The 11669-nt window shown below is 61.5% G+C and carries 14 protein-coding genes; 6 read left to right on the plus strand and 8 right to left on the minus strand.

Annotation, left to right across the window (positions count from 1 at the left end):
• Window positions 1-37 precede the first annotated feature (37 nt).
• The 3 genes from ABZ728_RS12780 to ABZ728_RS12790 all read right to left on the minus strand — a co-directional run bounded on the left by ABZ728_RS12780 (window position 38) and on the right by ABZ728_RS12790 (window position 3066).
• A complete protein-coding gene (locus tag ABZ728_RS12780) occupies window positions 38-1228 on the minus strand; it encodes a hypothetical protein (RefSeq protein ID WP_366656544.1) in 1191 nt (396 codons plus the stop codon).
• Window positions 1229-1343: 115 nt separating this feature from the next.
• On the minus strand, window positions 1344-2075 hold the full coding sequence (locus ABZ728_RS12785) for a type II CAAX endopeptidase family protein (RefSeq protein WP_366656545.1): 732 nt from the start codon (window positions 2073-2075) through the stop codon (window positions 1344-1346).
• Window positions 2047-3066 (minus strand): MBL fold metallo-hydrolase, encoded by a 1020-nt coding sequence (locus ABZ728_RS12790; protein WP_366656546.1) that lies wholly within the window; start codon window positions 3064-3066, stop codon window positions 2047-2049. The genes ABZ728_RS12785 and ABZ728_RS12790 overlap by 29 nt, the downstream gene beginning before the upstream one ends.
• Window positions 3067-3206: 140 nt before the next feature.
• On the opposite strand from ABZ728_RS12790, the gene ABZ728_RS12795 reads away from it, so the two are divergent.
• Together ABZ728_RS12795 and ABZ728_RS12800 are read left to right on the plus strand one after the other, a co-directional pair.
• Window positions 3207-3404: a hypothetical protein gene (locus tag ABZ728_RS12795; RefSeq protein ID WP_366656547.1), complete on the plus strand. Its 198-nt coding sequence runs from the start codon at window positions 3207-3209 to the stop codon at window positions 3402-3404.
• Between the two features lie 48 nt (window positions 3405-3452).
• Window positions 3453-3977: a hypothetical protein gene (locus ABZ728_RS12800; RefSeq protein WP_366656548.1), complete on the plus strand. Its 525-nt coding sequence runs from the start codon at window positions 3453-3455 to the stop codon at window positions 3975-3977.
• Between the two features lie 170 nt (window positions 3978-4147).
• On the opposite strand, the gene ABZ728_RS12805 is transcribed toward ABZ728_RS12800, so the two are convergent.
• From ABZ728_RS12805 to ABZ728_RS12815, 3 genes are read right to left on the minus strand one after another with little or no spacing between them, the layout of a single operon-like run.
• On the minus strand, window positions 4148-4387 hold the full coding sequence (locus tag ABZ728_RS12805; RefSeq protein ID WP_366656549.1) for a DUF4170 domain-containing protein: 240 nt from the start codon (window positions 4385-4387) through the stop codon (window positions 4148-4150).
• 42 nt (window positions 4388-4429) lie between these two features.
• On the minus strand, window positions 4430-5467 hold the full coding sequence (locus ABZ728_RS12810; RefSeq protein WP_366656550.1) for a hypothetical protein: 1038 nt from the start codon (window positions 5465-5467) through the stop codon (window positions 4430-4432).
• Window positions 5467-6111, minus strand: coding sequence for a DUF1007 family protein (locus ABZ728_RS12815; protein WP_366656551.1), 645 nt, complete (start codon window positions 6109-6111; stop codon window positions 5467-5469). The genes ABZ728_RS12810 and ABZ728_RS12815 overlap by 1 nt, the downstream gene beginning before the upstream one ends.
• A gap of 207 nt (window positions 6112-6318) precedes the next feature.
• Here ABZ728_RS12815 and ABZ728_RS12820 point away from each other — a divergent pair, with 207 nt between their 5' ends.
• Window positions 6319-6738 (plus strand): SufE family protein, encoded by a 420-nt coding sequence (locus ABZ728_RS12820; RefSeq protein WP_366656552.1) that lies wholly within the window; start codon window positions 6319-6321, stop codon window positions 6736-6738.
• A 27-nt stretch (window positions 6739-6765) separates the two neighbouring features.
• On the opposite strand, the gene moaA is transcribed toward ABZ728_RS12820, so the two are convergent.
• On the minus strand, window positions 6766-7761 hold the full coding sequence (gene moaA, locus ABZ728_RS12825; protein ID WP_366656765.1) for a GTP 3',8-cyclase MoaA: 996 nt from the start codon (window positions 7759-7761) through the stop codon (window positions 6766-6768).
• Between the two features lie 437 nt (window positions 7762-8198).
• Here moaA and ABZ728_RS12830 point away from each other — a divergent pair, with 437 nt between their 5' ends.
• Complete coding sequence (locus tag ABZ728_RS12830) at window positions 8199-9341, plus strand: AbrB family transcriptional regulator (RefSeq protein WP_366656553.1); 1143 nt, start codon at window positions 8199-8201, stop codon at window positions 9339-9341.
• 170 nt (window positions 9342-9511) lie between these two features.
• Complete coding sequence (locus ABZ728_RS12835; RefSeq protein ID WP_366656555.1) at window positions 9512-10153, plus strand: HD family hydrolase; 642 nt, start codon at window positions 9512-9514, stop codon at window positions 10151-10153.
• On the opposite strand, the gene ABZ728_RS12840 is transcribed toward ABZ728_RS12835, so the two are convergent.
• Window positions 10129-10617 carry a hypothetical protein gene (locus ABZ728_RS12840; protein ID WP_366656556.1) on the minus strand — a complete coding sequence of 163 codons (489 nt, stop codon included), beginning with the start codon at window positions 10615-10617 and terminating at the stop codon, window positions 10129-10131. The two genes, ABZ728_RS12835 and ABZ728_RS12840, sit on opposite strands and share 25 nt — an antisense overlap.
• A gap of 94 nt (window positions 10618-10711) precedes the next feature.
• On the opposite strand from ABZ728_RS12840, the gene ABZ728_RS12845 reads away from it, so the two are divergent.
• On the plus strand, window positions 10712-11446 hold the full coding sequence (locus tag ABZ728_RS12845) for a DsbA family oxidoreductase (protein WP_366656558.1): 735 nt from the start codon (window positions 10712-10714) through the stop codon (window positions 11444-11446).
• Window positions 11447-11669: the final 223 nt, after the last annotated feature.

The raw sequence follows: 11669 nt of genomic DNA on the forward strand, positions 1-11669 counted from the left end.
GCCTGCCCCGGACAACCTCGGATTCGCGCCAGAACACCTATGACGGCTGAATATCGATCACGACCCGATTGTCCAGTCTGAACGTGTTGACGCCCATTGTGCCCGCGGGTTCGATCGAAAGAACGACACCGCGATCGGTCTGAGTGATTTCAAAGCCCCTGACCCTGGAGAGACTTCGGCGGCGTGCGCCGTCGGCGTCGATCCGCGCTTCGACTGGAAAAATGATCCGTATTGCCTCTGAGTCCTGCTCGACCGAGTATTCCACCAGCTCGGGCCAGTCGAATACCAGCCGGCTGAATCTGTCATGCTCCCCGGCTCTCAACAGAACCTCGCCCAGATCCTTCAGGCTAATTTCGGGGCCGCTATCAGTGCTGGTATCCGCTTCTTCGTCGGTCTGGGCGTCTTCGGCCCCCGGCGCCCCGTTCTCGGATGGTCGATCGCCCTCGGGGCCGGAAGCGGGCAGCGATGCGAGCTGCGCCGCATCCCTACCGACCCGGCGGCTCACCGCGAAGCGGCTACCGGACGATTCGACGTAGCCTGCGGCGTCTCCCACGTCGTCACCCCGGACCTCCGACCCGGCGGCATCGGGCATGATCGTACGTTGTGGCGCCTGTCCCGGTGTGGCGGTGAAGGTGGGGGTGGAGGAAGCAGTAGCGGTAGTGGCAGAGTTTGTCCGGGCCTGAGCGATTTCAGCCTCCCGGCCGCCACGGTCATCCACCGGCGGCCGCTCTGCCCGCTGAGGCTCTGAATGAGCGCTGGATTGCCAGGCAAGATCCGGCGAGGTCGCCACCACGTCTCTGGCCGGAGCGTCGTCAAAAACCGGCAGATCCCGGCGATGGGCCCGCACCGCGGGGACAATCTCCGGCATGCTGAAAAATCCGCCGGGTTCGTCTGCCGCTGCGGCACTGTTGGTTGCGAAGTTCCTGTTGATCGACGAACCGGCGACCGATGAAAGGATTGCCATTCCGCCGTCGGAGGAAAGCGCAATTCGAACACCGCGGCCATCGGCCGTGGATGTCACCGTGCGGTCGCCGGGCCGCGGCGTCAGGCGCGACACCGGGCGCGGATCAAAACACGATTCAGCGTACATGCCGAACCCGGGCTGTTGAAAGTCGGATTGGGCGTGGCAGGATGGGCTACGATCAGCCGGGTCAGTCAAAATCAGGACGGCAACAGTGGCCGTAAGCGCGCCCAGGGCAAGCCCCAGAACTTTGCCGGAAGTGAACATCGGACTGCCCCGCAGTCATGAAGAACTGGCGACACCGCATCGCCAATCTTCATATATATTGTATTCAATTCAAGTTCAAGTGACCATACCTTGTGCATCGGCACGAGAGGCCGGTCTATGGTCCTGCGGCCAGGACTCCATAGAGCAACAACATCATTATGGCATTGAAGATTCCGTGAATAACGATCGGCGCCCATAGCGATCCAGTGCGCTCGTACGTCCAGGCGAGAACGGCGCCAAGCACCGCGAGAGCCGGTATGAGGTGGGTAATGCCGTGGACCGAACCGAAAAGAAGGGCGGAAAGAGCGATCGCAACCCCCATGGACGAGAATCTTCTGAGCCAACGGTAAAGAACGCCGCGAAAGATCACTTCCTCGATTGCCGGGACAACGACGGCCGTCAACGCCATGGTGGTTGCCATCATCATCGGCGTGTCGCCTGTTGGCTGAATGGCGGTGACTTGCGGATTGGCTTGCGGCGCGCCCAGTAGCGACTGCACCAGCAGATTGATTGGTGCCACCACAAGGATCATGCCCACGCCGATCAGCGGCGCGCGAATTCCCCACCCCGGGGGCATCGGTCTGAAACCGATTTCAGTCCACGAGAGACCGCGCCCATAGACAAGGACGGCCCAGATCATGGCCACTTGAATTGCAGCCTGCAGAGCGATGCTGCCGATGACGCCGTGTCCGCCGACGACCTGGAGACCGACGAAGCCCAGAACCAGGAACAGCACGAGGTGACCGCTGGCCAGCAGCGCCACCTCGGTCAAGCCGATTCTGGATGCCCAAACTGTCGGATCACCCTGGGGATCGCTGCTATTCGGATTGGAAGAAGATCGTGCCATCTTTGCGCTTCAGCCGCCTGAGCCGGCCGAGTTGAACCAGTCTGTTCGCATGGGCCAGTGCTTCTCCTACGGCAAATGAGATTTCGTGGCTGTCCAGATCGGCCCTGAACAGCGTTGTGACGAGATCCGATACGCCGGCGCCGTCCCTGCAGACTTCGAGCGTGCGGTCCAGGCGGCCGACGTGATGGGCGGCGATTTCTTTGGCCCGACCGGCGAGCCCGGTAAACGGCACCCCATGACCGGGCAGCGCAATGATGTCGTTTCCAAAGGTTGCCAGTGTGTCGAGCGACTCCAGAAAGGCGCCCAGCGGATCGGATTCGAGATCCGATGGCCACACGCTGACATTCGGTGTGATTTCGGGCAGAACCTGATCGGCAACGATGATAATGTTGTCCGCTGGCGCTGCAAGGCAAAGTTGTTCGGGCGCATGGCCTTCGAAGGTCATGCACGACCATTCGCGCCCACCGATGGTCAGCGACATTCCGGCGCGAAGTCGAATGTAGTGCCCCGGCGGACGGCTTACCGAGCCGCGATACCGGTCGGATCGTTCGGCAAGGGATGCCGCGGTCGGTTCGGGCAAACCCAGTGACCGGTAGGAATCGAGATAGGATTGGTGGATATCGTCACGGTCACCGATGGAAAGAAGCCGCGAGACGAGCCAGTCCGCTTGGGTCATCAGCAGCGGCGCGCCGTGCCGGCGGCAGAGCCATCCGGCAAGCCCCGCATGATCCGGATGCATATGCGTGGCGATGACGCCTTTCAGCGGGCGCCCGGCCAATGGCCCGTCGAGCAGTCCGGCCCATATATCGCGCGCCTCTACCAGGTCGAATCCGGTATCGACGATCCAGAATCCCGACACCCCGTCCCGATCAGGATCGTCGTCCAGAACCCAGAGATTCACGTGATTGAGGCGGAACGGCAGACGCAAACGAACCCAATGGACGCCGGGCGCGACCTGCACCATGTCGCCGCCGCGCGGCACTGTGGTCATGATCGGTTCGAAGTGTCGGCGGCGTGGCGACATGGGGGAGCTCTCGACGGTTGGCGGGACACGAAGGTAGCGTTCGGCTCCCGGCACGGGTAACACATCCATGACCGGATTTTGCGAACAATCGAGATTGGCGATAGCGAATGGCGTCGGGACATCCTTGGCTGATACCACTGCCGCGCCGCGTTGCGGTGACCGTTTTCTGCGTCGGGTGGGTCGGGTTCGAAATCTGGCAGCAAAGCACCATCTGGTTGGTGGTGGCGGCCGCAGTCCTGGTCTATGCCATCTGGGACTTCTTCCTGAGCGGCAATTATGCGGAGTCCGAAACCGACAAGCGATAACCGGTCGCGACCGCCGACGCCAATAAACGACCAAAGGAACAGCCGACAATGACCTGGTATCAGACCGCAGACAAGGAAGAGCGGGCCAAGCTGGTCGAAGAACTATCGACGCTGTTCGACGTTGCGCTAGAGGAAACCGATGACCCGACGGGTGAGCGGCTCGCGGTTCGGTTCATTCGCGTCCAACACGACTTGCCGGACGGCTCGACCCTGGAACGCGGCCATGGCGAAGAAACGGACATAGACCCGCTGCATCCACATTTTCAGCATTCGTTCGATCTGCTCTTCGCCACGTTTCAGGTCGTCTCCGCGACCTATGACGAACCGGCCAAACTGACCGAACGGCCCGAATATCTGAGTGAGCTCCGCGAACTCGTCATGACGGCCTTCGACGAGAGCGGCGAGGATCCCGATCTTGCCGACTGGTTCGTCGGCTTGTTCCTCGCCATCACCTTCGAACGGAACAACCCCGCCGTTATCGCGTTCATGCCGCTGGCAACCGGGGAACTGGTTGCCGCCCGGTCGCCCGTTCTCGCCCGCAAATTCGAGGCGTTTCTCGGCGCGATCGAATAGAGCGGCGGCGAAGGCTCCTTGCGGCGTCGCCCCTGTCACTCCCTGCCGCGCCGCGTCCGGGACAGGGGAATGTTTGCTGCGAACGCCCCGACATTGCCCCGGCAGCGCGAAGCACTATCCGGAGTTCACACGCCCGCGAGAACGCTGCAAGTGCGGGTCCCGGCGGTTCATCAGTCGGTTGCGCGCGTGGTATCGTCTGCCGGGTCGAACAGTCGATGAAGATGAACGACGAAGTAGCGCATATGGGCGTCGTCGACCGTGCGTCCCGCAGCCGCCCTCCAGGCCTCGTATGCCGTTTTGTAATTGGGATATATGCCGACGATATCCAGCGAGGCTGTATCCTCGAATTCCATCGTGTCGGGCTGTTTCAATCGTCCGCCAAATACCAGGTGCAGCAACTGTTTGGACACGGTGGCAACTCCTCCGTCCGGGTGTTTTCCGATAGGCACGCTCTACCGCAAAAGTCCGCCCGTTGCCACCGTACCGATCATCATCATCGTTCCGATGGCCAATACAAGTCCGGCGCCGACGAACTCCACGATGCGAACGACCCTCGCCGTGGCGACGCTGCTGCCGCCGAGCCCCGTGCCGCGGACCAGTCCTGACCGGGCCCAGCCGGCCAGAATCGCCGCCGCCGACACGGTCAGACCGACACCGATCGCCATGGCGATCACAGCCAGTATTCCAACCCAGAAAACGCCGCCGGCCAGGGTGAACAACAACAAAAGGATCGCACCCGTGCATGGCCTGAGCCCGACTCCGACCGCGAGAACGCGAAGATCGTATGGCAAGAGCGCAAGGACGCGCCCGATCGGCGACAGATGACCATGGTCATGCCTGTGTCCATGCGCCTGATCGTGCCCGTGAAGATGTTCGTGTCCATGCGGGTCCGCGGCATGGGCCGCGCAATGCGCGCAGGCAGGGCGACCGCGCACAGCACGCCACATCATGACAGCGCCGATACCGGCCACGATGGCATAGCTCAGCGGCTCAAGCACGGCGACCTGACCGGCTACCCGGCCAAGCGACGTGCCGACGATCAGGGCAAAGACGACCACCAGCGCAATCGCAACCAGGGCCTGGACCAGCGCCATGAAGAAGCTGAATGCGATGCCTGTTGCCATTCTCGCCGGCGTCCCGAGAAAATATCCTGCAACGACGACCTTTCCGTGGCCGGGCCCGGCGGCGTGGACGACACCGTAGACGAAGCCGGCGCCGATAACCGGGCCTGCCGACGCAAGACCGCCGGCCCTGACATCGCGCAGATAACCCATCAGCATCGCGTTCATCGCTGTCTGCAACTGAGACAGCCAGGCCACGAGACCCGCCAGCGGCCAGTTCCCGGAACCGCCCCCGGATTCGTCCCCGGACGAAGAAGGCGCGGCGCCGGATCGGCCGAAATAATCGGCGCCCGCTTCGGACCCGACCCCGATCGCGGCAAGACAAACCGTGGCTATGGCCAACGCGGCGAAGCACCTGAAGGACGCCATCACGAACACCCGAGATCAACCATGGGAGGATCGACATAGCCGAAATATATCGGATTCTCCGTGTCATTGAAAAACCGGAGTTCACAGGCCGGAATACCGGTGCCTGCAAATTCGATCCGATCTTCGGGTACCGTCACCTCGACAAAGAACGTCTCATCGTAGAACCCGACCAATACCGGAACTTCACGCGGGTCGACCGGTGCCGACATCGGAATCCGGAACGAATAGACGACATGGCCGTCATCGATATCCGCGTCGAATCGCTCGATGTCGGGGATGCCATAGGCTTCCCCGTCGATTCGGAGGTTAACGAAGTAATTGAATTCGGCAAGACCGGAGAAACTTCCATCCCACAGGGCCGCGACTTGTTCGGCGCTGAAAGTCCCGGTTCGATCGACATCGAAATCTTCGATCAGCAAAAGGCTGATCATTTCGTCGACCTCCCACACGATATCGATGGCCTCAAGTGAACCCTCGACGAATACAAAGGTTGCATCGCCATCTATCCACACATGCGGGTGCGCCTTGGCGGGCGTCGTGCCCCAGCAGGCAAAAGCCATGGCCAGGACGGCAGCGAGCGGTCCCGAGAACGACCGAACAACTGTGGTTGGCCGATCCGGATGCGGATAGAGGGATGGTTGCATGTCGCTTCCTGTTCGCCGAAAAATCGTGCCCAGCTTGGCGACCGGGCATAGTAGCACCATATCGACGGGTATAGCCGAGGGCCATGGCATCAATCTACTGATGAACATGGACGGTTTCGGGGCAAGTTGGCACAGGGGGAAACCTTGGCATCTCCCCCGAGGCGTGGTAATCGGCCCACTTACAGCCAACGGATGGACGAAAACGGCATGACGACCACAATCGAAGAGTTGATCGACGGCTTCGAGATGCTCGACGACTGGGAAGAGCGGTATGCCTATATCATCGATCTGGGCCGCCGATATACCGGCTTGCCGCCCGAGGCGATGGTCGAAGACAACAAGGTCGCCGGCTGCATGAGCCAGGTATGGCTGGTTGCATCTGTCGAGGACGGCTCGCCTCCCCGGCTCCACTTCAAGGGCGACAGCGACGCGGCAATCGTGCGCGGCCTGATCGCGATCCTGATGACGATCTATTCCGACCGGACTCCCGACGAAATCATTGAAACCGACATCGACGACATCTTCACCCGGCTTGGTCTCGACGAACACCTTTCGTCGGGCCGCCGAAACGGCTTCCAGGCCATGGTGGGACGTATCCGGTCGATCGCCCAGGCTGCCGCCGCCTGATCCCGAGCGCGGCTGGCGGCTGCGGATCTATCCGCCTGTTACGCTCATGTGGCGCTTGACCGCCGGCCCGGTGTGATCGCGGTCGATCAGAAAATCATGACCCTTGGGTTTGCGCCCGATCGCCTCTTCGACCGCTGTAACGACCGGTGCGTCGTCGTCCGGATTGGCGCGCAGCACGTCGCGAAGATCGGCTGAATCGTCCTGACCCAGACACATATACAGCATGCCCGTACAGGTCAGCCGGACGCGGTTGCAGCTCTCGCAGAAATTATGGGTCATCGGCGTGATGAACCCCAAGCGGGTGCCGGTTTCGCGGATGGTGGCATAGCGGGCCGGACCGCCGGTGCGATAACTCGTCTCATCCAGGGTCCACCGTTCCTCGATCCGACGCCGCAGATCCGACAGCGGCAGATACTGATCAAGCCGTTCCTCGCCGCCGATATCGCCCATCGGCATCGTCTCGATCAATGTCAGATCGAATCCACGGCGCCCGCACCACCGGATCATGTCGTCGATCTCGTGTTCCGTCTGGTCCTTAAGCGCGACGGCATTGATCTTGACCTGAAGCCCGGCTTCGCGCGCCGCCTCGATCCCGGCCATGACCTGATCGAACCGGCCCCAGCGGGTGATGGCGGCGAATTTGTCCGGATCCAGGGTGTCGACGCTGACATTCACACGACGTACGCCCGCCGAAACCAGCTCCCCGGAAAATTTCTCAAGCTGGCTGCCGTTGGTCGTCAACGTCAATTCGTCCAGAGCCCCACTGCGCAGATGCCGGCCGAGACCATTGATCAACGCCATGATATTGCGGCGCACCAGTGGCTCGCCGCCGGTCAGGCGCAGCTTTTTCACTCCCAGTCCGATGAAGACGGTGCAAAGCCGATCCAGCTCCTCAAGCGTCAGAAGCTCCTTCTTCGGCAGGAACGTCATTTGCTCGGCCATGCAATAGACGCAGCGAAAATCGCACCGGTCCGTCACCGACACCCGAAGATAATTTATCCCCCGGCCGAACGGGTCGACCAGCGGGGCCCGCCGATCATGACGAACGCTCTCCTCGCCGGCCGGCCACCCGATTTGTCCGGTGCGTCCGTCATCCATCAATGCGTCCCCCTATTGCCATCGATCGGCCGGGTGCAATCCACGACTTGCGCCTGAATGCTCCGACGATCGGTCACTTACTATCGCACGGAGCCGACCGATCGTGCAAATGCCTGTACGCCGGGGACAGCCTCCGGAAATCTGGTGGTATCTGGGTTGCACAACGGCGAATTCCAACCGCCGGTGTTCAAGCGTATACTGTCCGACGACTCAGCTCTTGCCGCCACCGTGTCGCAAGTCGGTCGATCTCCAGCCGGCGGCCCTTCGCCGCGCATCGCGTCCAGCACTTGTCTCGCCGAACGGGTTTCGCCCGGATATTCATGCGGCCAAGCACCAGGAAAACGTTTTTCAGAGGCCTTTGTATGCCGAGTTACTTTGCCGCAGCGATGTTTCAACGTCTTTCGTCCGTCGACTACGTATCGTTCGGCAAGGCAATCGCAATCGGGACGGTGGGCGGCGCCATACTGGCCTGGTTCAGTTTTCCGCTCGCCTGGATGATCGGCGCCATGCTGACGACGGCCGCCGCGTCGCTTGCCCATGTCCAACAGTCGGTTCCCAGGCAGCTACGGTCGGCGATGGTCATGATTCTCGGGATCATGCTGGGCAGTTCATTCCACCCTGACATCATCAACGATCTGTCCCGATGGGCTGTCACCGTCGTGACGCTGGTGCCCTATATCATATTGTGTGTTCTGGTCGGCGTGGTCTTTTTGCGCCGTTTCGGCCAGATGGATCCGGTCACCGCCTATTTTACCGCCACCCCGGGCGGCCTGAACGAGATGGTCATTATCGGCGGGCAGCTCGGCGGCGACGACCGGACGATTGCTCTCAGCCATTCGTCGCGAATCATGATCGTGGTCGTGACAATTCCGTTCTGGTTCCAGTTGTTCGGCGGAATCGACGCCGGCTCGCGCGGCGCACTCGGACCCGACGTTTTCGATATCCCGATCCGGGATTACCTTCTTCTCGCGCTTTGCGTCCTCGGCGCTCCGATAGCGTTATACTTCAGACTGCCGGCTGCCGTTCTGGTCGGTCCAATGGTACTCTCGGCACTGATCCATCTGGGAGGCTGGACCAATAGCAGCCCGCCTGCCCTTCTCATCGCGACCGCCCAGGTCGTGGTGGGTGCAGCGATCGGCGCCCGGTTCGTCGGGATGAGCGCCCGGCAGATCGGCAAGGTCTTCCTGATCGCACTCGGGCTGACGGCACTCATGTTATCCATCACGGTTGCGTTCGCACTGGTCTTGCATCAGGTCACTGGCATCGACACCGCAGCCATCGTTCTGGCTTATGCGCCCGGCGGTCTGGCGGAAATGAGCCTGATCGCCCTGGCGCTCGACGTCGACGCGGCGTTCGTCGCCACCCACCATATCGTGCGTATCATTGTAATCGTGCTGTTTGCGCCGGCGGCTTTCAAGCTCGTCGCCCGGTTCATGGGTACCTCCAATGGTCCTGACCTGCCTCTACCGAACCCCACCGATGACCAGGCGAACCGAAGAGATTGATCAAAGCGGTATTGGCTGACCCGACGGGGCGATCCATGCGAGGATGCGGCGCCACCCGTCAGCCGCGCCGTCCCGGGGCCGGTACCGAAACGTCAACAGTCGAAACCCTTCATGTTTTCAGCACTATCGCCAATGCTTTCCGCGCGCTTCAACTCGACATGGGGCGCAGTATGACGGCGGGCAGCACGACGCAGCGCGCATGGCAGCGGATGCTCAGCGGCCGGCGGCTGAACCTGCTCGACCCGTCGCCGCTGGATGTCGAGATCGAAGACATCGCCCATGGTCTGGCCAGGGTCGCGCGCTGGAACGGTCAGACGATCGGCGACTTCGCGTTTTCCGTTGCCCAGCACAGCTTAATCGTTGAGGAAATTTTTCGCGCCGCCAAATCCGATGCTCCGGCTGCGGATTGTCTGGCCGCTCTTTTGCACGACGCGCCGGAATATGTGATCGGCGACATCATTTCACCGTTCAAGGGCGCTATAGGGGCCGACTATAAAGCAGTGGAATCGGGGCTGCAGGCGGCGATCCACATACGTTTCGGCCTGCCGCCCGTGGCCCCGAAAGCACTGAAAGAGCGAATCAAGGTCGCTGATCGCATCGCGGCCTATTCGGAAGCTGTCGAGCTTGCGGGATTCACGACCGCCGAAGCCAGACGCGTCCTGGGATATCGACGGCGGGAAAAAGTCGGGCCCCTGACGGCCCTTTCGCCAAACGACGCCAAAAAGGCCTTCCTGGAAAGATTCGCGATCCTGACCGGTTCCGGCGGGACGGGCAGCAGCAATCCGGCTCAACTGCCCGGATCGAAACGCTGATCATAACGCTTGCGGGCGAACGCCCTTGCCAGCGTCTGAAGGCTTTGGCGGTGTTTGTCTCCGGCCTTTGTGGGCTTGGGTCCGCTGAGAATCGCCGCGCCACGGCTTTGTCCCGGCGCGGCACCGATGCGTTCCGTCAGAGTGCCGATCACGGCGTCCAGACCCTCGTTCGACAGGGACTTCGGCCTGCTCGGAGCCTTGCTTCTGGCTTTTGCCTTCGCCCGGCCGCTGGTATCGGCATCCTTGTCGCTGGCCGCACTTTTGCCTGCGCCCTCGCCGGCATTTTCCATGGCGTGAGCTATGATCCCTTTGAGAAAAGGACCCGTCAGGCCGCCCAGGAGCCGGGCATCACGAGCGCAAGCCTGAAGCACCATGCGCCGGGCTGTACCGCGGTCGCCATCGGATTTGGCGATAGCATCCCGAACCTGACGCATGGCATAAGCGCGGGCTGACTCTTCGGCCATTGACGTTTCCTTGCTACATTGCGTCCGGTATTGCATCCGGCAGCAGCGCCGGAATCGTTTCGACTGCCAAAACGATAGCGACGGGATGTTAACAATGAGTTCACCATCCAGGCCCGCAGCGGAATCCCCAACCCTCGCCGAAACTGCGCCAAGCGCACCCATTGTTTTGGACGTCTATTTCGATTTCGCTTGCCCGTGGTGCTATATCGGCCGCCATCGGATGCAACGTGCCCTTGAGTCACGCCCGCATGCCGCCGTCCGGCTTCGTTGGCAGCCCTATCAACTCAATCCGGGCATGCCGCGCGGCGGGATCGACCGGCGCAGCTATCTCATTGCCAAATTTGGCGCGCTGGAACGGGTTGCCCATATTCTGCGCCTGATACGCCTGTCGGCCGATAACGAAAGCATCCCCATCGATCTGGACCGAATTCCAAGGACGCCCAATACTCTGGATGCGCACCGCCTGACCCATTTTCTGACCGGTCGCGGACAGCCAGCCGAAATTCTGATCGACAGAATTTTCGCAGCCTTCATGGTCGAGGGACGCGACATTGGCGATATTTGTGTTTTGACGGAACTCGCCGAAGAACTGGGCCACCGCCCGGACATGGTGCGCGAATATCTGGTCAGCGGTGCCGATAGCGGCCTGATCGAAAACCGTGATCACGCTGCCCGCCGCATGGGGGTTCAGGCCGTGCCGTGTTTCGTCTTCAACGGCCGCTATGCCTTGTCTGGCGCCCAAGGGGCGGCTGCGTTCCTGCCTTTTATCGACCATCCCGAAATCTACGACGGTGAAATAATCACGGCAGAGGAAATCAGCGGCTCGTGATTGAGCACCCTAGCCTCTCCGTGGCCGGTGCAATTGAATTCAAACATCGAGATCGATAGCGGAAATAGTGATTTCCACACCTGATCGTCCCGGGCGCAGGGCGGCCAAGAAGTGACGCGCTGCGCCCGGGACCTCGTGCAGCAACTCTCGATCGTGACACACGAATCGGGTGCATCCGGCTCGGGGTCCCCGATCGGTGTCGGGGACGATCAGGGTGGGGCCG

The organism is Fodinicurvata sp. EGI_FJ10296 (assembly GCF_040712075.1).
Classification (GTDB): Bacteria; Pseudomonadota; Alphaproteobacteria; order DSM-16000; family Inquilinaceae; genus JBFCVL01.

What these genes read in the sequence shown, in the direction of transcription:
- ABZ728_RS12820 (WP_366656552.1), top strand. Translation starts at nt 6,319, where the DNA reads ATGACGACCACAATCGAAGAGTTGATCGACGGCTTCGAGATGCTCGAC.
- ABZ728_RS12815 (WP_366656551.1), bottom strand. Translation starts at nt 6,111, where the DNA reads ATGCAACCATCCCTCTATCCGCATCCGGATCGGCCAACCACAGTTGTT.
- ABZ728_RS12780 (WP_366656544.1), bottom strand. Translation starts at nt 1,228, where the DNA reads ATGTTCACTTCCGGCAAAGTTCTGGGGCTTGCCCTGGGCGCGCTTACG.
- ABZ728_RS12845 (WP_366656558.1), top strand. Translation starts at nt 10,712, where the DNA reads ATGAGTTCACCATCCAGGCCCGCAGCGGAATCCCCAACCCTCGCCGAA.
- ABZ728_RS12810 (WP_366656550.1), bottom strand. Translation starts at nt 5,467, where the DNA reads ATGGCGTCCTTCAGGTGCTTCGCCGCGTTGGCCATAGCCACGGTTTGT.
- ABZ728_RS12790 (WP_366656546.1), bottom strand. Translation starts at nt 3,066, where the DNA reads ATGACCACAGTGCCGCGCGGCGGCGACATGGTGCAGGTCGCGCCCGGC.
- ABZ728_RS12840 (WP_366656556.1), bottom strand. Translation starts at nt 10,617, where the DNA reads ATGGCCGAAGAGTCAGCCCGCGCTTATGCCATGCGTCAGGTTCGGGAT.
- ABZ728_RS12800 (WP_366656548.1), top strand. Translation starts at nt 3,453, where the DNA reads ATGACCTGGTATCAGACCGCAGACAAGGAAGAGCGGGCCAAGCTGGTC.
- ABZ728_RS12835 (WP_366656555.1), top strand. Translation starts at nt 9,512, where the DNA reads ATGACGGCGGGCAGCACGACGCAGCGCGCATGGCAGCGGATGCTCAGC.
- ABZ728_RS12795 (WP_366656547.1), top strand. Translation starts at nt 3,207, where the DNA reads ATGGCGTCGGGACATCCTTGGCTGATACCACTGCCGCGCCGCGTTGCG.
- ABZ728_RS12830 (WP_366656553.1), top strand. Translation starts at nt 8,199, where the DNA reads ATGCCGAGTTACTTTGCCGCAGCGATGTTTCAACGTCTTTCGTCCGTC.
- ABZ728_RS12785 (WP_366656545.1), bottom strand. Translation starts at nt 2,075, where the DNA reads ATGGCACGATCTTCTTCCAATCCGAATAGCAGCGATCCCCAGGGTGAT.